The organism is Candidatus Cardinium hertigii (genome assembly GCF_050864855.1).
Taxonomy (GTDB): Bacteria; Bacteroidota; Bacteroidia; order Cytophagales; family Amoebophilaceae; genus Cardinium; species Cardinium hertigii_C.
The window spans coordinates 116,097-137,875 of record NZ_JBOZWW010000058.1 but is presented as its reverse complement, the minus strand read 5'-3'; the positions used below and the strand labels follow the sequence as shown (position 1 = coordinate 137,875).

The 21,779-nt window shown below is 34.7% G+C and carries 17 protein-coding genes and 1 tRNA gene; 11 read left to right on the top strand and 7 right to left on the bottom strand.

What is annotated here, in order from left to right; genetic code table 11:
* Positions 1 to 167: 167 nt before the first annotated feature.
* Positions 168 to 1,808, top strand: coding sequence for an AMP-binding protein (locus tag ACRRVB_RS04015; RefSeq protein ID WP_432466689.1), 1,641 nt, complete (start codon positions 168 to 170; stop codon positions 1,806 to 1,808).
* Positions 1,809 to 2,043: 235 nt separating this feature from the next.
* Positions 2,044 to 3,273 (top strand): phospho-N-acetylmuramoyl-pentapeptide-transferase, encoded by a 1,230-nt coding sequence (mraY, locus tag ACRRVB_RS04010; RefSeq protein WP_432466688.1) that lies wholly within the window; start codon positions 2,044 to 2,046, stop codon positions 3,271 to 3,273.
* A 69-nt stretch (positions 3,274 to 3,342) separates the two neighbouring features.
* On the opposite strand, the gene ACRRVB_RS04005 is transcribed toward mraY, so the two are convergent.
* Entirely contained in the window at positions 3,343 to 5,679 is a 2,337-nt protein-coding gene (locus ACRRVB_RS04005; protein WP_432466687.1) for a ribonucleoside-diphosphate reductase subunit alpha, read from the bottom strand.
* 23 nt (positions 5,680 to 5,702) lie between these two features.
* Between ACRRVB_RS04005 and ACRRVB_RS04000 the strand changes: the two genes are divergently transcribed.
* The gene (locus ACRRVB_RS04000) at positions 5,703 to 5,864 is read left to right on the top strand and encodes a hypothetical protein (RefSeq protein ID WP_432466686.1); all 162 of its coding nucleotides are present in this window, start codon (positions 5,703 to 5,705) and stop codon (positions 5,862 to 5,864) included.
* An 80-nt stretch (positions 5,865 to 5,944) separates the two neighbouring features.
* Here ACRRVB_RS04000 and ACRRVB_RS03995 read toward each other — a convergent pair whose 3' ends face one another.
* Positions 5,945 to 6,940, bottom strand: a complete 996-nt coding sequence (locus ACRRVB_RS03995) for a ribonucleotide-diphosphate reductase subunit beta (RefSeq protein ID WP_432466685.1) — start codon at positions 6,938 to 6,940, stop codon at positions 5,945 to 5,947.
* A gap of 327 nt (positions 6,941 to 7,267) precedes the next feature.
* On the opposite strand from ACRRVB_RS03995, the gene floA reads away from it, so the two are divergent.
* Positions 7,268 to 8,248, top strand: a complete 981-nt coding sequence (gene floA / locus ACRRVB_RS03990) for a flotillin-like protein FloA (protein WP_432466684.1) — start codon at positions 7,268 to 7,270, stop codon at positions 8,246 to 8,248.
* A 20-nt stretch (positions 8,249 to 8,268) separates the two neighbouring features.
* Positions 8,269 to 9,885, top strand: a complete 1,617-nt coding sequence (locus ACRRVB_RS03985; protein ID WP_432466683.1) for a S8 family serine peptidase — start codon at positions 8,269 to 8,271, stop codon at positions 9,883 to 9,885.
* A gap of 95 nt (positions 9,886 to 9,980) precedes the next feature.
* On the opposite strand, the gene ACRRVB_RS03980 is transcribed toward ACRRVB_RS03985, so the two are convergent.
* The 3 genes from ACRRVB_RS03980 to ACRRVB_RS03970 form a co-directional block, all read right to left on the bottom strand.
* Positions 9,981 to 10,580, bottom strand: a complete 600-nt coding sequence (locus ACRRVB_RS03980; protein WP_432466682.1) for a phosphatase PAP2 family protein — start codon at positions 10,578 to 10,580, stop codon at positions 9,981 to 9,983.
* Between the two features lie 46 nt (positions 10,581 to 10,626).
* Positions 10,627 to 11,304 (bottom strand): tRNA (guanosine(37)-N1)-methyltransferase TrmD, encoded by a 678-nt coding sequence (trmD, locus tag ACRRVB_RS03975; RefSeq protein WP_432466681.1) that lies wholly within the window; start codon positions 11,302 to 11,304, stop codon positions 10,627 to 10,629.
* A 49-nt stretch (positions 11,305 to 11,353) separates the two neighbouring features.
* Positions 11,354 to 11,428, bottom strand: a tRNA-Met gene (locus tag ACRRVB_RS03970).
* An 84-nt stretch (positions 11,429 to 11,512) separates the two neighbouring features.
* On the opposite strand from ACRRVB_RS03970, the gene ACRRVB_RS03965 reads away from it, so the two are divergent.
* From ACRRVB_RS03965 to ACRRVB_RS03940, 6 genes are all read left to right on the top strand, one after another.
* Positions 11,513 to 13,063, top strand: a complete 1,551-nt coding sequence (locus ACRRVB_RS03965) for an LptF/LptG family permease (protein WP_432466680.1) — start codon at positions 11,513 to 11,515, stop codon at positions 13,061 to 13,063.
* A gap of 265 nt (positions 13,064 to 13,328) precedes the next feature.
* Positions 13,329 to 13,817: a helix-turn-helix domain-containing protein gene (locus ACRRVB_RS03960; protein ID WP_432466679.1), complete on the top strand. Its 489-nt coding sequence runs from the start codon at positions 13,329 to 13,331 to the stop codon at positions 13,815 to 13,817.
* Positions 13,818 to 14,064: 247 nt separating this feature from the next.
* Complete coding sequence (locus ACRRVB_RS03955; RefSeq protein ID WP_432466678.1) at positions 14,065 to 14,529, top strand: helix-turn-helix domain-containing protein; 465 nt, start codon at positions 14,065 to 14,067, stop codon at positions 14,527 to 14,529.
* Positions 14,530 to 14,558: 29 nt separating this feature from the next.
* On the top strand, positions 14,559 to 15,440 hold the full coding sequence (pdxS, locus tag ACRRVB_RS03950; RefSeq protein ID WP_432466677.1) for a pyridoxal 5'-phosphate synthase lyase subunit PdxS: 882 nt from the start codon (positions 14,559 to 14,561) through the stop codon (positions 15,438 to 15,440).
* 1 nt (position 15,441) lies between these two features.
* Entirely contained in the window at positions 15,442 to 16,020 is a 579-nt protein-coding gene (gene pdxT, locus ACRRVB_RS03945; protein WP_432466676.1) for a pyridoxal 5'-phosphate synthase glutaminase subunit PdxT, read from the top strand.
* Positions 16,021 to 16,209: 189 nt separating this feature from the next.
* A complete protein-coding gene (locus ACRRVB_RS03940) occupies positions 16,210 to 16,707 on the top strand; it encodes a hypothetical protein (RefSeq protein ID WP_432466675.1) in 498 nt (165 codons plus the stop codon).
* A gap of 283 nt (positions 16,708 to 16,990) precedes the next feature.
* On the opposite strand, the gene ACRRVB_RS03935 is transcribed toward ACRRVB_RS03940, so the two are convergent.
* Positions 16,991 to 21,133 (bottom strand): ankyrin repeat domain-containing protein, encoded by a 4,143-nt coding sequence (locus ACRRVB_RS03935; RefSeq protein WP_432466674.1) that lies wholly within the window; start codon positions 21,131 to 21,133, stop codon positions 16,991 to 16,993.
* Positions 21,126 to 21,437, bottom strand: a complete 312-nt coding sequence (locus tag ACRRVB_RS03930; RefSeq protein ID WP_432466673.1) for a hypothetical protein — start codon at positions 21,435 to 21,437, stop codon at positions 21,126 to 21,128. The genes ACRRVB_RS03935 and ACRRVB_RS03930 overlap by 8 nt, the downstream gene beginning before the upstream one ends.
* Positions 21,438 to 21,779 lie beyond the last annotated feature (342 nt).

Here is a 21,779-nt window from a genome sequence, read left to right as displayed (position 1 = left end):
AAGCAGCCAAACTTTATCCATTACTGACTACCACTGCTAGACAAAATAAAAAATAAGCCTTATGTTACTTGCATAGAGGGTCAAATTTTAGATGCACCACATCATATTCTATAAAATTATACTATATTGCATCAGAATTTGCAGAAACATAAAATGGTTTGTATGCTATGAAACAAAGACCTTGGATCCAACATTATCCTCTTTCTATCCCAGATACCATTGATACGACTAGATATACCTCATTGGTCCATTTCATGGAAGAAATTTTTGAGCAATACAAAGATTTACCTATGTGCGAAAACATGGGTAAAGTATTGACTTTTAGTGCAGTAAATAAGTTATCTAAATCTTTTGCAGCTTATATTCAGCAACATACTAATTTATCAGTAGGCTCACATGTAGCCGTTCAACTACCTAATCTATTGCAATATCCTATTGCTGTATTGGGTATGTTGCGTGCTGGACTAGTTGTAGTGAACATCAATCCACAGTATACGCCTTCTGAAATGGCCTATCAATTTAAAGATGCAGGTGTGCGTGCGATTGTTATATTAGAAAATTTTGCCCACAAGTTGGTTGAAATTTTGCCTGATACGTCTATCCAAACCATTATTGTAACCAAAGTAGGTGACATGCTTGGTTCCATAAAAGGAAGAGTGGTTAATTTCGCAATAAAGCATATTAAAAAATTGGTACCTACTTACCAATTACCACAAGCCATCTCTTTCAAAGAAGTTTTAGAAAAAGGAAAAAAAGCCATTTTTTGTCCGGTTCCTTTAAAAGCTTCTGATACAGCTTTTTTACAATATACTGGCGGAACGACAGGTGTATCCAAGGGGGCTGTCCTCTCCCATGGGAATCTTACGGCTAATTTCCAACAATTGGATCCTGTGTTGCGTCTTGCCTTAAAAGAACAAGAAGAACGAACCATACTACCGCTACCACTTTATCATATTTTAGGGTTATGTAGCCTATTTGCAATGGCTAAGCTGGGCGCAAAGTGTTCGCTGATTACCAATCCTAGAGATATTCCAAGGCTTATAAAAACATTGCGAAAAATCAAACCGACTTGTTTAATAGGTATTAATACACTGTTTGAAAAACTATTGGCACATAAGCAATTCAAAAAACTAAAACTTTCTTCTTTAAAGCTTACCATGGCAGGTGGTATGAAAACAGAAAAAAAAGTTAAAAATCAGTGGGAACATTTGACAGGTAGCAAGCTTATAGAAGGGTATGGCCTAACAGAATGTTCGCCGGGTGTCTCGACCGATATGATCAATGGCATCCATCATATACCACTCCCTGGCACATTTGTAATCATAGCGGACGAAACGGGTAAAGAGGTGCCTTATGGAACAGCTGGTGAACTATTGATTAAAGGACCTCAACTGAGCCAATCCTATTGGCAAAAACCAATTGAAACAGCAGGTGCTTTTGTGAATGGATGGTTTAAAACAGGAGATATTGCCACTATGGATGCAAATGGATTTGTATCTATTGTGGATCGTAAAAAAGATATGATCAATATTTCTGGCTTTAATGTATATCCGAATGAAATAGAACAAATTTTAATAGGCCATCCAAAAGTCTTAGAAGTAGGTGCCATTGGCGTTACTGATATGGCGCTAAAGGAAGCAATTAAAATTTTTATTGTGAAAAAGGATGCTACCCTTACTGCTGAAGAAATTATAGCCTATTGTAAAGCAAAAATGACCTCCTATAAGGTACCTAAGTATGTGGAATTTTGTAATAGTTTACCCAAATCACCTATAGGTAAGGTATTAAGGAGGTTATTAAAGAAATAGGCAGACAAAAAATCTTCTATCCCATTCATATATTGTAGTACGACTCAATAGCTTCGTAAAACAGGATCAAGACCTACTTCTGAATAGAAAAAACATTTATATCAGTATATAAAGCCCTTTTTGAGGGATACAAAAACATATAATATATATTCAGCTTAGCGGTAAAACCTATTTTGTACTACTTTGTTCTTGACAAAGAAGTATCTAAAATAAAGCCTTTTGTAAAAAAATAGAGATGCTATACTATTTATTCAAATATTTACATGCTACCTTTCAATGGCCTGGAACCGGCTTATTTAAATATATTTCTTTCCGAGCCGCTATGGCAACCCTTAGCTCTTTTACCATTATTTTTCTACTCGGTCAACGCTTTATAAGCGCTTTAAGCAAAAAAAAAATAACAGAATCCAATCGATCATTGGGGTTTAATCAAGCCAAACAAAAAGTAAATACGCCTACTATAGGGGGTATACTTATTATACTGGCAACCGTAGTGCCTACTTTGCTCTTTGCAAAATGGCATAACATATACATTATTTTACTATTAACCACTACTATTTGGATGGGATTAGTTGGCTTTTTGGACGATTATATCAAAGTATTTAAAAAACAAAAAAATGGACTAAATGGATGGATCAAACTATTGGGTCAAGTGATTCTAGGTCTTATTGTGAGTACTACGCTGTATTTTCATAAGAACGTAGTCGTACGTGCCTTACCTACTACGTCTGATCAAACCGCTACTATACCATCGAATCAAGTGATGTCTCCTACATATAATGACACAAAGTCTACCAAAACAACCATTCCTTTTTTTAAAGGAAATGAATTAGATTATGCAAAAATAACAACCTGCTTACTAGGCAATACAAATTATACATGGATCATTTATATGGTAGTCGTTGCTTTTATCATTGCTGCTGTCTCCAATGGTTCAAATTTAACCGATGGCCTTGATGGATTAGCGGCTAGTACCTCGGTAATCGTTGGTACTACATTAGCCGTTCTTGCTTACTTATCTGGCCATATTATATTTGCCCAATATTTAAATATTATGTATATCCCAAATTTAGGGGAGCTTACTATATTTTGTTGTGCCTTTGTGGGATCATGTATGGGCTTTCTTTGGTATAACGCCTATCCTGCACAAATTTTTATGGGTGACACAGGCAGTTTAACCATTGGTGCCGTTATTGCTGTAGTAGCCATTTGCATTCGAAAGGAACTGATGATTCCTATGCTATGTGGCATATTTCTAATGGAAAATCTATCGGTAATATTGCAAACTGGTTATTTTAAATTTACCAAGAAACGTTATGGAGTGGGTAAGAGAGTTTTTAAAATGGCACCTCTCCACCACCACTATCAGAAACTAGGGTGGCACGAAGCAAAGATTGTAACACGATTTTTTATTATTAGCCTTTTATTAGCAGTTGCTACCTTAGTGACACTAAAAGTCCGCTAATAATGGATTACGTCTTGCTTTTTTCCATTTGGTGGCCTCTATTTTTTAAATCTCTATGCCATACCTGAATTACCCACTACACATGACACACTCTTTTGTCCCTTCAGTCGGGATCGCGAAAGGTTTTTCCTCTTTTGCGCTCTTTTGTATCGTAAACTTAATCGCATCTGCTGCAGGTTTGGTGCGTAAGTAATACATCCCTGTTTTCAACCCTTTTTTCCAGGCATAAAAATGCATAGAGGTTAGTTTAGCCATATTGGCATCCTTTACATAAAGATTTAGACTTTGGCTTTGACAAATATAAGGTGCACGGTCTGCTGCCATATCAATAATAGACTTTTGAGGAATCTCCCAAACGGTTCTATACATCTTTTTAAGATGGTCAGGAATACATGCAATCTGTTGAATAGAGCCATTACCCATTATCAATGCTTCTTTCACCTGTTCATTCCAAAGGCCAAGCTGAATCAGATCTGCCAATAGATATTTGTTTACAACAATAAATTCTCCAGAGAGGACCCTTCGGGTATAAATATTGGCCGTATAGGGTTCAAAGCATTCATTGTTACCCAGTATTTGGGAAGTAGAAGCGGTAGGCATGGGTGCAACCAATAGTGCATTCCTTATACCGTGTTCAGCTATTTCTTTACGTAAATGATCCCAATTCCACCTACCGGAAGAAGGGGTTACCCCCCACATATCAAATTGAAGCATACCTTCGGACATGGGTGACCCAGGATAGCTTTCATATACGCCTTCTTTTTGGGCTAAATCTTTAGACGCAGTTAATGCTGCAAAGTAAATGGTCTCAAAAATTTCTTGATTCAGTAACCGTGCTTCTGGGCTGTCGAAAACAAGTCTCATTTTAAGAAAAGCATCTGCTAATCCCTGTACGCCAAGGCCCATAGGTCTGTGCTTTAAGTTAGAATAGCGTGCTTCTGGCAAAGGATAATAGTTTCGATCGATCACTTTATTAAGATTTTTAGTAACCAGATAGGTTACCTCATATAATTTGGTATGGTCAAAGGATCGATGATCATCTACAAACATCGGTAATGCAATAGAAGCAAGATTGCAAACTGCGATTTCATCAGGTGCAGTATATTCTATAATTTCTGTACATAAATTACTAGATTTTATAGTGCCCAAATTTTTTTGATTAGACTTTTTGTTGGCTGCATCTTTATAAAGCATATAGGGTGTGCCCGTTTCTATTTGTGCCTCCAGAATCGCAAACCAAAGCTTTTGTGCTTTAATAGCAGTACGGGCCCTACCTTCTTTTTCATATTGTTTGTATTTTTGTTCAAATGCTGCCCCATAACAGTCTGCGAGCCCTGGTGCTTCATTGGGACAAAAGAGTGACCACATTGCATCTGCCTCTACACGTTCCATAAATAAATCTGGAATCCATAGCCCATAGAAAAGATCTCTAGCCCTTCTTTCTTCTTTGCCATGGTTTTTCTTCAATTCTAAAAAGTCAAAGATATCCGCATGCCAAGGTTCTAGATAGATGGCAAAACTACCTTTTCGTTTGCCTCCTCCTTGATCTACATAACGAGCAGTCATATCAAAGTTGCGCAGCATCGGCACAATTCCATTCGAAATGCCATTGGTCCCTCGAATATAAGAACCAGTCGCACGTATATTATGAATGCTTAATCCAATGCCTCCAGCAAATTGTGATATTTTAGCACATTGTGTAAGGGTGTTGTAAATGCCTTCAATACTATCGTTTTGTATCGTTAATAAAAAACAGGAAGAAAGCTGTGGTCTAGGTGTGCCTGCATTAAAAAGCGTAGGCGTGGCATGTGTAAACCATTTTTCAGACATAAGTTGATAGGTTTCCAGCACAGCGTTCAGGTTATCGCCATGAATGCCTAGTGCGACACGCATCAACATATACTGAGGCCTTTCCACAATTTTTCCATTTATTTTTAACAAATAAGAACGTTCCAGTGTTTTAAAGCCAAAAAAATCATAGCAAAAGTCACGTTCATGTACAATCGCATCGTCTAAAGTGGCTGCATGTTCCGAAACGATCTTATAAATGGCTTTGTCTATGAGGGAAGCATTCGTTCCAGTTGTAGGATTTATATAGGTATAGAGCCTTTTTATCGTACTAGAAAAAGATTTACTGGTTTCTTTATGCAAGTTAGAAATAGCTATTCTAGCTGCCAGAATGGTGTAATCTGGATGATATACAGCCATTGCTGCTACGGTTTCTGCAGCCAAACTATCTATAGCTGAAGTCGTTACCCGATCGTGAATGCCTTCAATAATCTTTTTAACAATAGCAATTATATCGATATAATCCCTATTTAATCCATAGCAAAGTTTCTCTATTCTAAAAGTTATTTTATCAAATTTGATTGATTCTAAGCGTCCATCTCGTTTTACAACTAACATCTACTTTTTATAAATTTTTGATGATGCATCAAATGATAGGCGATGCTATACTAAGCTTAGGGGTTGCCTATATAGCCCACCTAAAGCGGTACAAATTTAATGGTTTTAGCCCAGCTAATCCAACTTTATGTGAAATGATACAGTGCTTGAATGGTTGGGCTACTTTTGGGTTGATCAAAAAATAGCCTATGTATTTATTTGACGCTGTCCGTAAAACAATAGCGCTCAGCATACATGCTAGGTATATGATTCATGAAACATGCCTCTAAAATGGCTCATCTAGCTTAAATCGTGCTTTGTCTTTATCCTCAGAGATACTGTTCATTACACCTGATTTTTGGTATTCTCCTACCCTTTTTTCAAAAAAATTTGTTTTTCCTTGTAGCGCAATCATTTCCATAAAATCAAATGGATTGGCTACGTGATATATTTTTTTGCATCCTAGCTCCAATAGCAACCTATCTGCAACAAACTGAATGTACTGTGTCATCAACGTTGCATTCATGCCAATTAACTTAACGGGCAAGGCATCAGATACAAATTCACTTTCAATGGCTACTGCATCGGCTATAATTTGGGCCACCAGTTGTTCTGGAAGTTTATGTTTGATATGTCGGTTGTATAGCAAACAAGCAAAATCACAGTGTAATCCTTCATCTCTGGAAATAAGCTCATTAGAAAAAGTAAGTCCCGGCATTAAGCCCCTCTTTTTAAGCCAGAAAATAGCACAGAAACTACCCGAAAAAAAGATGCCCTCTACTGCTGCAAAGGCAATTAATCGTTCTGAAAATGATCCTTTATTAATCCAGCGTAACGCCCAATCTGCTTTTTTACCAACCCATTCAATGGTTTCTATAGCATTGAATAATCTATGGCGTTCTTTGGGATCTTTAACATAGGTATCGATCAATAAAGAATAGGCCTCAGAATGGATATTTTCAATAGCGATCTGGAATCCGTAGAAAAACTTTGCCTCTGTATATTGTACCTCATTGGCAAAGTTTTGAACTAGATTTTCATTCACAATGCCATCACTGGCTGCAAAAAAAGCAAGCACATGGGTAATAAAGTGCTTTTCCCCAGATGTAAGGTTTTCCCAGTCTTTTATATCTTGACTAAGATCAATTTCTTCCGCGGTCCAAAAACTCGCTTCGGCTTGTTTGTAAAAACCCCAAATATCTTGATGTTCAATAGGAAATAAAACAAATCTATTTTTATTTTCTTGCAAAAGAGGTTCATCTACATAGGTGTGATTGCGCATCTGATTTTTCATTTTATTGAGTTGGCAAATACAATGTAATTGTAGGCTACAGCGTGTGTCCACAACAAACTTAGTTAAATGCAATCAAAGGTTCAACATTAGCTATAGATAGGGTCGTTATTTACCTGATCTATTTTCTTCTCTTCAAAAACGATTACCTAAAATAATTAATGATAAAATATTTTGATCGTTAATGATAAAGAGCTAGATTTGATCTATATATTTCTTTATCTTCTTTAATTTAGACTAAGTCTAGAGCTACTTGTATTAGTTTAAGATGGTTTAGAGATTAATGGTTATTCCTTTAAAATATTTAATAGTATCACTATGGTTGTTGGACATCTTTATTTCTACCTTTTTTTGATGGCTGGGTCTCTTATATTTTTTTATTTTTTCCCAGTTGGTCTTTGGATTACGGCCCGTTTTTCAGGGGTACAAGTTGGTTTATTTGAGTTGGTTTTTATGCGGATTCGTAAAGTGCCGCCTGCTGTTATTGTAGATGGACTGATTGTAGCTACTAAGGCAGGTCTCAAGTTGACCTTGACCGAGGTTGAAACCCATTATTTAGCCGGTGGTCATGTACCATCTGTGATTAAAGCGCTTATTTCTGCAGATAAAGCCAATATTGGTCTTTCATTTAAGCAAGCTACTGCGATTGACTTAGCTGGTAGGGATGTATTTGAGGCCGTTCAAATTTCTGTTAATCCAAAAGTGATCAATACCCCTTCTGTAGCGGCTGTGGCTATGGATGGGATTCAGCTAATTGCCCAAGCACGGGTTACGGTTAGGGCCAATATTCAGCAGTTGGTAGGGGGAGCTGGAGAAGAAACCATTTTGGCACGTGTAGGAGAGGGGATTGTTACTTCTATTGGTTCTTCTGAGAGTCACAAAGAGGTATTAGCCAATCCAGATAAAATTTCACAGTTGGTACTGAATAGAGGTTTAGATGCAGGAACCGCTTTTCAAATACTTTCGATTGATATTGCTGATGTGGATGTAGGTGAAAATATTGGTGCTAAACTCCAGATTGATCAAGCCAATGCCGACTTGCGTGTAGCTGATGCTAAAGCAGAAGAAAAGCGTGCTATGGCAGTAGCTTTAGAGCAAGAAATGAAGGCTAAATCTGAAGAAGCCAGGGCTAAAGTTATTTTGTCTGAAGCAGAAGTGCCACAGGCTTTGGCCTTTGCTTTAAGGAATGGCCAGTTGGGTGTTATGGATTATTATCGTATGCAAAATATAAAAGCAGATACCGAAATGCGTGCTAGTGTAGCCGCAGATGATTTGCTGCCAAGTAAAAAAGGAGATTGATTTAATTGACAATAATCAATATGAAACAACCGTCAATATATATTTATCGTGCTATTAATTTTGATGGCAATATATATGTAAAATTAGTAGATATCGAAGAGCATAAAAACTGCAAGTTAATACTACAGAAAGAAGGTAAAGATCTCGCTATTGTAGAAGGTCTAACTGCTGTTTTCAAGGACCAATTATATGGTCAGTATCAAGCTATTGCTTTATTAACCAACAAAGAAAATAAGTCTGTAACGGTAATTTCTAATAAGATTATTATTGTTCCTAATACTAAAAAAGAGAATAACCCTGGTTATGAAAACAACCAAACAGAAAAACAGACTAGAGAGATTCGGATGCGTTGCGACGGTATCAATGATTACTACCTAGAATTAAAGTTAAAAAATGAAAAAGATATTGATCGGTTAAAAACTGAATCACCAAGATTAATAAATCTTATTTCTAACTCAACAGATAAAGAAATATTTTCGAAAATACCTGCAAATTATCTTCTTGGCGATATTGTACCAAATACCTATAAAATATTTTCTGAATGTGGATATGATGAGCTCGTTAACATTGCTGATGAGATAGAGCTTCTTGATTACGTTATTTATTGCAGTGTTGTGCCTGATACAACCAATATGAATCCACCTGAGTTACCTATAGATGATTCTATCAATTTTTCAGATGAAAAAAAACACATTGATTGCACAACGAATGATGTTCAGACTCCAGATTTCCAACATTTACAAACATATTTGCAACCTAATGATAAAGGTGTGAAAGGTATGAATGTATTATCAGTATGGAAGATGGAAGAAAACGGGAGCGCAACAACCGTAAGACATCTTGATTTTGGGGTGTATCGTAACCATGAAGATTTTAAAAAAAATATTACAGTCGTGAATAGTAGGGCAGAAACTAGAGATTGTAATCATGGTACGGCATCTACCGGTTGTATCGCTGCAAGTAAGAACGGTTTTGGTGTCACAGGTATTGCTTATGGAAGTAAATTTTATTTCTACGATACTGGTGATCTTGATTTAATCATTAGAGATGCAGTACCAGGAGATATTGTTAGTTTAGATCTTGAGTTTGTTTATAAAGGTAAACATCTGCCTGTTATAAATAGTAAGCCATGGTGGAATAAAATTTCTTCTTTAACAAAAAAAGGAGTAGTTGTAATTCTAGCCGCTGGTAATGGTGGTTTGGATCTTAGTATTGAATCAGGTAATATGAACCAATTTGGAGATAGTGGTAGTTTTCTTGTTGGTGCTTGTAACCATAATAATGGAATAAAATGTCGTTTTTCAAACCATAATCATGAAACATCATTAATTAATTCATGGGGAAACGGGCATGTTGTAACTACAGGCTATAGCTCATTACAGAAAAAGCCAGGAAATAATCGTAATTATTCAAAAGATTTTTCGGGTACATCAAGCGCTACCCCATTATGCGCTGGAGCTTTAGCATTAATTCAATCTTATGCTATTAATAATTTTGGTGTTTATCTTAATGCTTATGAAATGAGACGACTTATTATGCATACAGGATATTCAGAAGGTGCTGATCATAATATTGGCCATCGGCCAAATGTTGAAGCTGCAATAAATGCATTAAAAACTCAATTTATACTGGACTAAAACATTCGGTTATCTCTAGGATATTGTTGGATAAGCTGGGGAAGTACTTCCCTAACTCCTCAAAAAACCGAGTAAGATCTTAGTAGATCGTTTTTTTATTTAGCTTTTGTATCAATAGCATTGGTTGCTTTTTGATAAGCTCTATGCATCAATAACCCGATACAGCAGCCCACTGCAGCACCTGCAAAAACATCCAGTGGATAGTGTACCCCCCCATATATTCGGCCATATGAAATAATAGTAGCCCAGATAAAAAATAAGTAGCTAAATTTATACTTATTTTTAAAAATGCGCCAAAAAAGCATTGCAAAAGCATATGTATTACTCGCATGAGAAGATGGGAAACCGTATAGACCCTTATAGGTACCAATAAGATGAACCGATCCAATGGGCAGCATGCAACAAGGCCTATATCGTGCAAAAAGTGGTTTAAGCCATGTAGCAGAACATTGATCTGCTATAATAATGGTTAAGATAAAGCAGATTACACCATTCCATCCCAGTGCTTTTTTAATCAACCATATAAGCAAGATATACAGTGGAACCCAAAAAAAAGTACTGGTTGCTAGTATAAAAAACAAATCTATGGTGCCATGGTGCCATTGGTTTAGTACAAAAAACAATGCTTGATCCAAGCTATCCACAATGGTTAAGATCATTGGTAAATGGTTTAAACCATATCGATGACATGCCATCCATCATCTATTGATTGGTTATGCACAACACATGATAAGTGCCTTGCTAATTTTTCAGCAGATGTGGTCTTCTTTTTTTTGTTCTATCTATCTTTTCTTGCTCCATCCACTCCTGAATAGCCTTATGATTACCACAGCATAATACGTCTGGAACTTTTTTACCCTCAAAATTGTAAGGTCTTGTATAGGCAGGTGGTGCTACACATCCATCTTGAAAAGAGTCGGTCAGTGCAGAAGAAGCGTCTGATATAACACCTGGTATAACCCGAACCATCGCGTCTGCTAAAATAAGTGCAGGGAGTTCTCCCCCAGAAAGGACGTAGTCTCCAATACTGATTTCTAAAGTAATAAAGTGTTCACGTATCCGTTCATCTATACCCTTATAATGGCCACATAGCAGCATCAAATGCTGCTTGAGTGAACATGTATTGACAAGATTTTGATCCAATGGCTCGCCATCTGGAGCCATATATATAACCTCGTCATACCGTCTTTCTTTTTGAAGTGCTCTAATGCAATTCACAACTGGCTCTATCATTAACAACATCCCGGCAGCGCCACCATAGAGTTGATCATCAATTTTACCATGTTTACATGAGGTATAGTCACGCAAGTTGTGCAGGTGGATCGAAAGTAGCTGCTGTTGTATAGCCCTTTGAAAGATAAAATGTTTAAGTGGACTTTCAAATAACTGAGGACAACAGGTTATAATATCAATTCTCATCCAAGTAGGGAAAACAGGGCATAAAGCGCAACCATATCAAAAAGATATGTAGCGAGGAGGGGAGTTGAACCCCTGACCTTCGGGTTATGAATCCGACGCTCTAAACCACCTGAGCTACCTCGCCAAAGATTATCTTTATTAGGCTGTATAAGTATAGTACTTAAATTGTACGTATATTTACTGTAAAGTTAGCCACAAATTCACAAAAATGAGCAATATTTTTATCAAAAAAATTGATAAGCTACTATTACGCACCTTTATACCCACCTTTTTGCTATTGCTTGTACTGGTACTGTTTGTAATGGTTATACAAGCTTTTTTCATGTATTTTAGTGGAATTGCAGGTAAAGGATTGGGCGTAGCTATCTATACAAAGTTGTTCTTTTACTTATCTTTATCTTCATTACCTGCAGCGTTTCCTATTGCCATTCTCATAACCGCTCTTATGGTTTTTGGTAATCTTTCAGAAAGCTTTGAATTAACTGCTATGCGTTCTGTAGGCCTTTCTTTACAACGTATCCTACGCGTACCTTTTATATTTATTCTTGTTTTAAGTGGATTGTTCTTCTATTTTCGGAACTATATTTATCCAAATAGTAAGCCTAAAATATTTAATTTAATCGAAGATATTTTGGAAAAAAAATCTACTTTGTTTATTCAAGAAGGTGTTATTTGTAATAATATACCAGGATATAGTATTCGTGTAGACAAAAAAAAAATAGATAACGAGCATATGGAAGGCATTATAGTCTATGACTATACCAAAAAATATGGAACCGTTTCTATAACCATTGCAGAGAAAGGTAGACTCTACACTACACCAGACAAAGGCTATTTGGTCATGGAACTGACCAATGGACATAATTATTTAGAGCCTTTGCCTACTAAAAATAATGATAGGGATCAGAAACCATCCTTTTATAGAAATCATTTTTCAAATCAAAAAATAAGGATTAGCTTGGAAGCTTTGAAGTTGCGTAAAACAAATGAAAAATATGCATATGATCCAAGAACAAGAACCCGTCCACACCTTAAAAAAATGATTCAAGAAATAGGGAAGCAAGTGGTTCACTGGGAGCAAAAGATTAAAAAGTTGCTTTCCGAACAGACGATTCGGTACCATTCTGCAGAACAATTTAACGAGGTATTAGATGGCTATACAATGGAAAAATTGCCATTACCCGACCTACAAGCAACCCAAGCTTCTGATTTTATATTATTGAGAGACCAACTTATAGCCCATAAAACCCATATAAATACAGCCTCTGATCGGCAACCCAATGACTCTACCTTGCAAAGAGTTGTGGAAGAGGCCTTGCATAGTGTAAAGAAGATAACCTATAGCTTAACGATCCAAGAAGATAATAAAAATCTATTCAATGCAGAATTAAATGGAGCTTTATATGAACAAGAATTTCGATTTGCAGTAGTTATAGAATGTGTCATTATATTTTTGTTAGGTAGCTCCCTAGGATGCCTGATTAGGAGAGGTGGCTTTGGAATTTCTGTAATGATTAGCTTTTTCTTTATACTGCTGGAATATATTCTTTCTATGGTTGGAAGGGATTGGGCAATAGCCAATACCTGTTCTATCTTTATCTGTGTTTGGTTGCCAAATTTCGTATTGTTGCTTTTTTCTGGCTTATTTTTAATACAAGCACAGCATGGTAGAGGATTATCCCCAACCAATTGGTACATTTTGTATAAAAAAATTAAAAAAATATTAAGCGGTAAAATCAATAGGGCATCAGGTGCATAACGCATTCGATCCATCATTTTAGCAAACGTTCCACAAGCGTTTGTAAAACAACTATTCCTTAACCTCACAATTTAAGGCACTAAATATAGTTTCAATTTGTTTTTAAAACAAAACAAAACTAACTTTCACTAAAATAAGCTTTTTTTCTAAAAGTATAGTTAACAATATTGGTACAATATATGTGCATTTTATTGTCAGTTGTATCAACACATTTAAGCAAAAATGGTGCTTTTTTGTATGTCTCATCGTTACTTATATTACGTTTATGGAACAGTTCACAGAAAAGCATAAAGGCGAAATAGTTAAAAAAGCTATTAAAAAAACTGGTTATCAAATGAAAGTAGTGGCTAAGAGATTAGGCATTGTCCGCAATACCCTTTATACCAAGTTAAAGCAAGCAGTGTTAGAGGATTCGTTTATTATACGTGTGGGTAATATCATACACTATGATTTTTCTCACATTTTTCCAGAAGTGTATAAAAGAGTAGCTGGTAAATTTACAAATAGTTTTGAGCGCCTCTATCCAGATAAGTCTGTAGTGGTTGGTAACACTGATGAATGGCCACTTTATGACCATCTATATAAAAATCAATATTTCTTTAAATTACAGGTTTTAAGCGAAAAATATATAAAACGCATGGAGGATTATGATAAACTTTTTAAAGTTTTAATTCGTTTAGCCAATAAGAACGAATCGGTAGACCTTAAAAAGGAAATTATAAAGTTTATAGAAAATCAAAGAAAAGAAGATTAAATAAAAAAAATATCCTCATTTGTTATAGCCTGTGTATATAGATCTATGTGGAGCACATACTGCTCCAATAGCCATCTTCAATTTTGGCATAAAACAATAAAATTAATTTCGTAAGTTACGCTTTTATTATTTTTGTATATTTATCAACTTTTATACAATATTTGTACATTTAATGAGCAAGCTTATATAAGCTTATTGTGTAACTATACTATTTTTTATCTTATTTTCAGAGATTTATATTCTAGTCATGGAGCAACATAAAGGGAAAATAGTGGAAGCGGCTATTAAGAAGAGTGGTTTTCGAATGAAAGCATTGGCTAGTAAGCTAGGTATTGCCCGTAACACGCTTTATACTAAGCTAAAGGAAGCGGATATAAAAGAAGATTTTATTATACAGATTGGTAAAATAATACACTATGATTTTGCCAATGATTTTCCAGATATATATGCAAAGAATAAAAAACAAGATGACGATGAAAGCCGTCATTACGTCCCTAAGGGAGATGGATATAAGTATAGCGATGAGTCAAATGATATGATAAGCGACCCCTATTGTATTCGATTAAAAAAGTTGAATAAAAAATATTTGCGACTGATGGAGGATTACACTAAGCTTTTAAAAATTTTAGTTGTATTGGCCAATAATAATGAGTTGGCGGACATTAAGCAAGAGATTATGACATTCATAGAGCATGAACAACGGGAAGATTAAAAATATCCATCCACTCAGTATAATTGAAAATGATTGATCAACCAATAAATTTAAAAACAGGCTTTGCTGAAATGCTAAAAGGAGGTGTCATTATGGATGTTACCACTTCAGATCAAGCAAAGATAGCAGAAGCAGCAGGCGCTGTTGCTGTAATGGCTTTAGAGCGAGTTCCCTCAGATATCCGGGTACAAGGTGGGGTAGCTCGTATGAGTGATGTTCAGAAAATACGAGAAATCATGGGAGCTGTTTCTATTCCAGTTATGGCTAAGGTTCGTATTGGTCACTTTGTAGAAGCGGAAATATTAGAAGCATTAGGGGTTGATTTTATCGATGAGAGTGAGGTTTTGACACCAGCAGATGGAGCCTTTCATATTAATAAACATCCCTTTAAAATTCCCTTTGTTTGCGGGTGTTGCGATTTAGGAGAAGCACTTCGTCGCATTGGAGAAGGAGCAGCCCTTTTACGTACAAAAGGAGAAGCCGGTACAGGAGATGTGATTCAAGCGGTTAAACATATGCGCACTATTCAGCGTCAGATTCGCTCCCTTGCTACTTTGACCGCTGAAGAGCTTCAAGTAGCCTCAAAAGAGTGGGGTGCTCCTCTACATTTAGTCGAAACAGTTGCAAGGGAAGGTAAATTGCCTGTACCTAATTTTGCAGCCGGGGGCATTGCTACTCCAGCAGATGCTGCTTTAATGATGCGTTTGGGGGCAGAAGCCATTTTTGTCGGCTCTGGAATTTTTAAGTCAGAACATCCGAAAAAACGAGCCAGTGCGATTGTACAGGCAACCACCCACTTTCAAGATCCAAAGGTTCTGGCCAAAGTATCTGAGGCTTTAGGAGCCCCTTTATTAGGAATACCTACTGATCATCTTTCAGAAAAAGAGATCCTTGCCAACAGGGGATATTAAAATGTTTGGCATACTTGCTTTGCAAGGAGGATTCGGCTTGCATCAAAAGGCTTTAGAACGATTCGGTCTGCAAAGTCAATTGATCAAAAGACCAGAAGAACTGGTTCAAATCCACGTTTTAATTATTCCTGGCGGAGAATCAACTGCACTCTTGAAGCTTATGAAGCCTTTGAACTGGAAAGAAGCTATCGTAGCCTTTGCGCAACAAGGGAAACTAATTTTGGCCACTTGTGCGGGTCTCATTATCCTATCTCGTCCCACTCCTGTTGCAAAGGACTATCTAGGGCTTATTGATATCGAAGTAAAACGCAACGCTTATGGTCGGCAAATCAATAGTTTTGTCGGCCTGGGAACTAGTTTATTGGGTATATCACCTCTCAAAATAGTGTGCATTAGGGCTCCTGAAGTTACTTTTGTAGGTCAAGATGTAGCAGTCCTTGTTTCCTTAGCAGGTAGACCCATGTTGCTTCGTCAAAATAATATTGTCGTAACTACTTTTCATCCTGAGTTAAGCCCAAACTATTCGTTTTACCATTGGCTGACCCGACTAATATCTAATGTAGACCTAAGAATGGGGTAGTGTATTATAGCCCCGTAATACATACTATTGAGGCTGCTGCAATAGAAAATTTTAACGACTTTGTAATAAAAAATTGACTTTTATACAGACATTTTTGTAAATTGGTAGCACAAAAAAATGTTATTTATTATCCTTTCTTAAAAAACATATAAGCAGTTTTTAATTAAAATTTAAATAAAATTTTTTTGTATGATTCCGTTTTTATATTCAAAGTTCATGGTTCCTCTTTACTTTTTTTGCTTTCAGACCATAGAAGTAGGGTTTGTGGATGCCATAGAGTTTAAATACGTTAATTCTACCCTGTTTTATCAACATAACTTTCCTGATATTTTAGCCATTTCGCGTGGAGGAGCATATGAAGCTTTTATTTCTGGTGTAAAATGCTGTCCACCTTTATTGATACCTTGTGGCCTTAAGATACTGGCATTATCTATGAATAAGAACGTTTCTACTAAGCGACTGTTTAAGGTACATGCAGGTTATCGGTTGGTCTGCTGGCAGCAGATTTATTGGTATTGTATACTTTTAATTCCAATCATTCTGATATATATCGTAACCATATTTGGTTGTATCGACTACATACAGCAGCGGAACTTGCTTCTCTATCAGTATGTATCTTTTTATGATCCAGGCAACTATCATCATAGATTGTATAAGATTCTCTCCCATATATATGATTTTGTATAATGCTTCCTTTTATCTTAAATTTTGGATATTGTTTGGCTATTATTATAGCGACATTATCGAAAATAGATACTTTTTTTAGCTTCAATTATTTTAGTGCTATTGATTGTATCTCATACCGTGAATAGTAGACTTATATAATCCAGTAAAAGGTATAGCGGGTTATTATCTATTGATGACTATCAATAGATAACAACAAAAACCCCAGAATCAGTACATGTATAGTGTTTGTAAAACCAACCTTTATTGCTACAATTAATCAACTTTATTGATTTTAATTTTCTCATTAGATAACTCTTTCATTGGTGTGGAACACTATAGGGTAACTTGTATTGGTATTATTAGTGGTAGATGGAACATTATAAAGAGATTCATCTTGCGTTAGAAGACTGGACATTGATTCAGTTAATGGTGAAATCATTTTATCTAAATCTATGCTTGACCTATATTTTTTATTAGATTTATCAAAGAATAGTTCTTTTATTTCAATATTTTGATTTTTTCTTACTTCATAGGCAGTTTTTCCATCTTTATTCTTAATTTTAGTGATTTTTTCTAATTTTTTCTTGTCCTGCTTAAGCGGTTGTAGTAAGGAGATCACAAAATCATCATGCCCCTTTTGCAGTGCTATATGCAAAGCCGTTTCTTTATACCTATCTTCAGTGGCTATGATTTCTTGCAATGCTTTTAAATCTTTCTCAAAAGGTTTGAGTAAAGAAGTGACAAACTGTTCATTTCCTTTTTCAGCTACTATATGCAAAATAGTTTTTTTATCTTCTTTCTGAGTTTGTATAACCTCTTTTAATTGTTTCTTGTGCTGCTCAAGAGGTTTTAGTAAGGAAATGATAAAATTATAGTCCTCTTCTTCGAGTGCTATATCCAAGGCCGTTTCTTGATGGCTACCCATAGTTTTTAAATGTTTTGTAAGTTCTTTAGGTTCTTTATCAAAAGGTTGTATCAACTTAGCAAAAAATGTATAATGCTTTTTTTGCAGTGCTATATGCAAAGCTGTTTTTTTATCCTTGTTATCGGTTTTTATAATCTCATTTAATGCTTCTAGATCTTGCTCAAAAGGTTTTACCAAAGTAGCTATAATATTATAATTACCTGTATCAGCTGCCATATGCACAACAGTGTTTCCATGGTTGTTACCCTTTCTTATCCACTTTTTCAATGCTTCTAGATCTTGCTCAAAAGGTTTTACCAAAGTAGCTATAATATTATAATTACCTGTATAAACAGCTATATATAAAACAGTTTCTCCAGAATTGTTCTGAATCTTTATGAGCTTTTTCAATTTTTCCGGATAGAGCGCAAAGAATTCTAATAAAGCATTGATAAAAACTAGATTGCTTGTTATAGTGGCTATATGCAAAGCGGTATATCCATCACTGTCCTTAATTTTCAGCAATTTTTTTATTGCTTTTGGGTCGTTCTTAAAAGGTTTTAGTAATGCATTTATAAGTTGATGATTCTTTTCAGCGGCTGTATGTAAAGCTGTATTTCCATCATTATTTTGTATTTCCAGCAGTTTTTTTAGTGCTTCTGGATCGTTCTCAAAAAGTTTTAGTAATTTTTTTGCAAAGGTTGTACGCGTATTTCTAATAGCAATATGTAAAGCCGTATTGTCATTTTTGTTCTGTATTTCCAGTAGTTTTTTTAGTTTTTCCGTTTCATTATCAAATTTTTTTAGTAAGGCATCTAAACAATTTGTATGCGTATTTCTCATAGCAATATGTAAAGCCGTATTGCCATCATTATTTTTTATTTCCATTAAAATTTTTAATTTTTCTGGATCGTTATCAAGTTTTTTTAGTAAGGCATCTAAACAATTTGTATGCTTATTTCTCATAGCAATATGTAAAGCCGTATTGCCATCCTTGTCAAGTTTTTTTATAAAGTTTATTAAAAAACTTACATCATCCTGAATGCTATTCAACAAAAAATAAGCAATATGTATATTCCCTTCTTTTGCTGCTATGTGTAATGGGGTTTCTGCTTCAAGTCGTTTATTGCTCTTTCCTGTATTGCCTTCTGAGTTGGATAATGTTTTAATCTTTTCGCCCCACTTTTGCAAAGTTGTTTCAGTTAGCTGTTTATTTCCTAACCTTTCATTTATAAAAGAGCGAATAGACTTATACTGTACATCTATTAAGATCGCTGTTAAAAATACTTCCCATTTATTTTGATTTGGTCTATTACCCTCTTTTATTATCAAATCCATATAGTATTCAGATAAAAAATATTCGCCTAAGACTGGATGTATAAATCCTAAGCCATGCTGATCAAATTGAACCAATCCAGTAGCTAGAATTATATCTATATCTTTTTTTTCTATAGCTGATTGTAAAGAATAGACTAAGTTTTTAGCTAATTTTTTATACAATTTGTTGGCATCAGATTTGAATTTATTTTTTTGCGTATCCTCTATAATCCCTACTTTTTTTAAATAAGTCTCATACTTTCTATCGATAATGTTTGCACAGATCTGTAACCTGTTTTTATCTATATAACCGAAATCCGGTTCGTTATTCTCTCTTACCCAGTTCTTAAATGATGTTATATAATCTTTTCTTACAATATGAGCTGCTGCGTTTTTTTCTTCTTGTGAACTTGTCAGCAGTAAATGCAAATGCAATGGAATACCTATAAACGATTGATCATTTTGAAAGGTAGATTGTACTTTATTTATAAAGGCTTTACTATATTTCTCGATTTTACTATTGTCAATTGTATCATCCTCAGAAATATTTAACGCATCTTCACTGCAGACTAAACTTAAACGATTTGTCAGATTTTTTTTTAAAAAATCTTTCTGTGCATCAGCATCTAATGGCTTAAGGGTTACTGCAAATGTGGATAAAGCATCTTCTAATGTTTTTTGATACTCCAAAGAAGTTGTAACCCAAAACGTAACATGGGTGTTGTTTTTTAAATGCGTTAGTAAAGCAGTAACTTTATTCCTATCTGATGCATCTGTTACTTTATCAAAACCATCGAAAATAATTAACAAAGCTGTTTTATAATTTCTTGCTGCCTCTAAAGTGAATTTTAAGAAATATTGGGTAATGTTATCTTGCAAATTTTTATCAACTTCTGATAAAAATTCAAGAATATTGATACCATTGGTATTAATATTTTTAATGGCTTCTAAATGGTTTTGAAGCTTTATGTTAATGACCCAGTTGCAGGTACCTTGTTTTGATAAGTTATTTAGACCAAATTTTAGTTGATATAATCTGGTTAAGGTAGTTGATTTGCCCATACCTGGATCAGCAGCAATAATTACGGCTTGTCTATCTTGTATAGTGTCCAAAAGTTCGCTTTCTTCATATTCTTTTTTATATTCTTTTTTATCAACGTAATTACGTAACCCATCTAGGCTGCCTTTAGAATTACGCCAAATAATTTGTTGATTATTTTCATCTCCTTCTACTTCAAGCCAGTGAACTGTACCAGAAAGACTATCAAATTTATTTTTTGATTTTTGTACATCTTGCTTGACAAAAATTTTATCTTTCTTAAATAGACTAGGTTTTACTCCAAGTAATTTTCCAAGGGCATCGTAAGCATCATCAACTATACCACTAAATATAAATTTATCTTCTGTGCCTTGTGTGAGTGTTGTAGACAGACCGTATATTCTTTTAGACTTATTATTAATTACAACTTTATTAAAGTTTCTATTGATGTAAAAGTTAGGATTATAAATCTGCTGTAGCATCATGATGGATTGCGATTCATTCCACTGTATCCAATATATTTTCTTATATGTATGCTGATCACATAATTCTTTAAACGTTTTTTCTGTAAATGCACTATTTACTAACTGTATGGTTTTATTATTAGATAATGTATAGTAGGGATGGGTAAAAATACCTATATGATTACAGATAGCTTCTCTTTTAGACTGTTCTAATTTATTAACCAATAGATTCTTCGCATTATCTTCATTGTGCGTATCTGTACCACTAATGACATAAATCGCTTTTTCTTTATTATAAAGGAGATGGGTATACAGCGTTTCTATATTGACTGCTTCAAATAGTTCAGTGTATGCGCCTTCTAAATCACTAATCTTTAATGGCTTATTGTCTATTTTGATTGAATCACTGTAAATCGAATTAATTAATTCTTTCTTTATTAAAAGGCCATACTTATTAAGCAAATCACTCAAGTTATCAATACCGGTTAATTTTTCTAAGTTTATTTTTGCTTCACCTAAGCAAAACTTTTTTTTCAAAATTGCATGATTGGGATCAAGTTTTTTTTGCTTAGTGGTATCTTTTATATCTGATACCGGACCTAATTGTGTTTGTGAGGCGGGGTATCGGTTAGCTTTTGCCTTATCCATTTCTTTGGAAAGGAGATTACTTTTGTTAGCTGTATCGTCTCTTAGAATCGGTTTATTTTTCTCAGGATCATTCATTTTTTTTAGTGCTTGGGTTTTTAGTAATTTTTAACCTATTTGTCTTTTTACTATTTTTAATACCCATTTTTATACCAAGTGTTCTTAGAAAACATCCAACCATAGTAGTATAACCGGTTGGCATAGTTATAGAGGATAAGGTGTTTCCATTATAACTATTGATATATACGCTTTCATCTGCAGCTTGTTCCACTTTATTCAATCTATCATATGCCCCTGGCTTTATCTCCAAAGATAAAGCCTGAAAAAATGTTCTTATTGACTCCATCTTATGCTCTATTTTTTGACCAGTAATTAAACTCATTATGAACCTGAATACAGGGATTGGTTATTAAAAAAGTTTTATACATTTCCTTTGCTTTTTAAATCTGTGGCGTTATCTTTTCACCAAATTCGCAAAGGAACCTAGATTTAATCTATTAAAATTAATCGAAAATATTACCATCTAGATTATCGTATGAAAAAATTTATGCCTATAGTTGAAAAAAATAGCTAGTTGTAAAAACAGCTAAAGACCAATATTATAATTAAATTAAATATTGATTATCAGAAAAAATAAATTATTTTTGTTATTGTTATTTAGAGAAGTTTCTATTACTAGATTTAGTAGTTTAGTAAACTATAATCACACTAAATCCGTTGCAAT

Coding starts and splice junctions, on each gene's coding strand:
- ACRRVB_RS03940 (WP_432466675.1), top strand. CDS start 16,210: ATGATTCCGTTTTTATATTCAAAGTTCATGGTTCCTCTTTACTTTTTT.
- ACRRVB_RS04000 (WP_432466686.1), top strand. CDS start 5,703: ATGCATCAAATGATAGGCGATGCTATACTAAGCTTAGGGGTTGCCTAT.
- floA (WP_432466684.1), top strand. CDS start 7,268: ATGGTTGTTGGACATCTTTATTTCTACCTTTTTTTGATGGCTGGGTCT.
- ACRRVB_RS03995 (WP_432466685.1), bottom strand. CDS start 6,940: ATGCGCAATCACACCTATGTAGATGAACCTCTTTTGCAAGAAAATAAA.
- ACRRVB_RS03985 (WP_432466683.1), top strand. CDS start 8,269: ATGAAACAACCGTCAATATATATTTATCGTGCTATTAATTTTGATGGC.
- ACRRVB_RS04005 (WP_432466687.1), bottom strand. CDS start 5,679: ATGTTAGTTGTAAAACGAGATGGACGCTTAGAATCAATCAAATTTGAT.
- ACRRVB_RS04015 (WP_432466689.1), top strand. CDS start 168: ATGAAACAAAGACCTTGGATCCAACATTATCCTCTTTCTATCCCAGAT.
- trmD (WP_432466681.1), bottom strand. CDS start 11,304: ATGAGAATTGATATTATAACCTGTTGTCCTCAGTTATTTGAAAGTCCA.
- ACRRVB_RS03935 (WP_432466674.1), bottom strand. CDS start 21,133: ATGAATGATCCTGAGAAAAATAAACCGATTCTAAGAGACGATACAGCT.
- ACRRVB_RS03955 (WP_432466678.1), top strand. CDS start 14,065: ATGGAGCAACATAAAGGGAAAATAGTGGAAGCGGCTATTAAGAAGAGT.
- pdxT (WP_432466676.1), top strand. CDS start 15,442: ATGTTTGGCATACTTGCTTTGCAAGGAGGATTCGGCTTGCATCAAAAG.
- ACRRVB_RS03930 (WP_432466673.1), bottom strand. CDS start 21,437: ATGAGTTTAATTACTGGTCAAAAAATAGAGCATAAGATGGAGTCAATA.
- ACRRVB_RS03965 (WP_432466680.1), top strand. CDS start 11,513: ATGAGCAATATTTTTATCAAAAAAATTGATAAGCTACTATTACGCACC.
- mraY (WP_432466688.1), top strand. CDS start 2,044: ATGCTATACTATTTATTCAAATATTTACATGCTACCTTTCAATGGCCT.
- pdxS (WP_432466677.1), top strand. CDS start 14,559: ATGATTGATCAACCAATAAATTTAAAAACAGGCTTTGCTGAAATGCTA.
- ACRRVB_RS03980 (WP_432466682.1), bottom strand. CDS start 10,580: ATGGCATGTCATCGATATGGTTTAAACCATTTACCAATGATCTTAACC.
- ACRRVB_RS03960 (WP_432466679.1), top strand. CDS start 13,329: ATGGAACAGTTCACAGAAAAGCATAAAGGCGAAATAGTTAAAAAAGCT.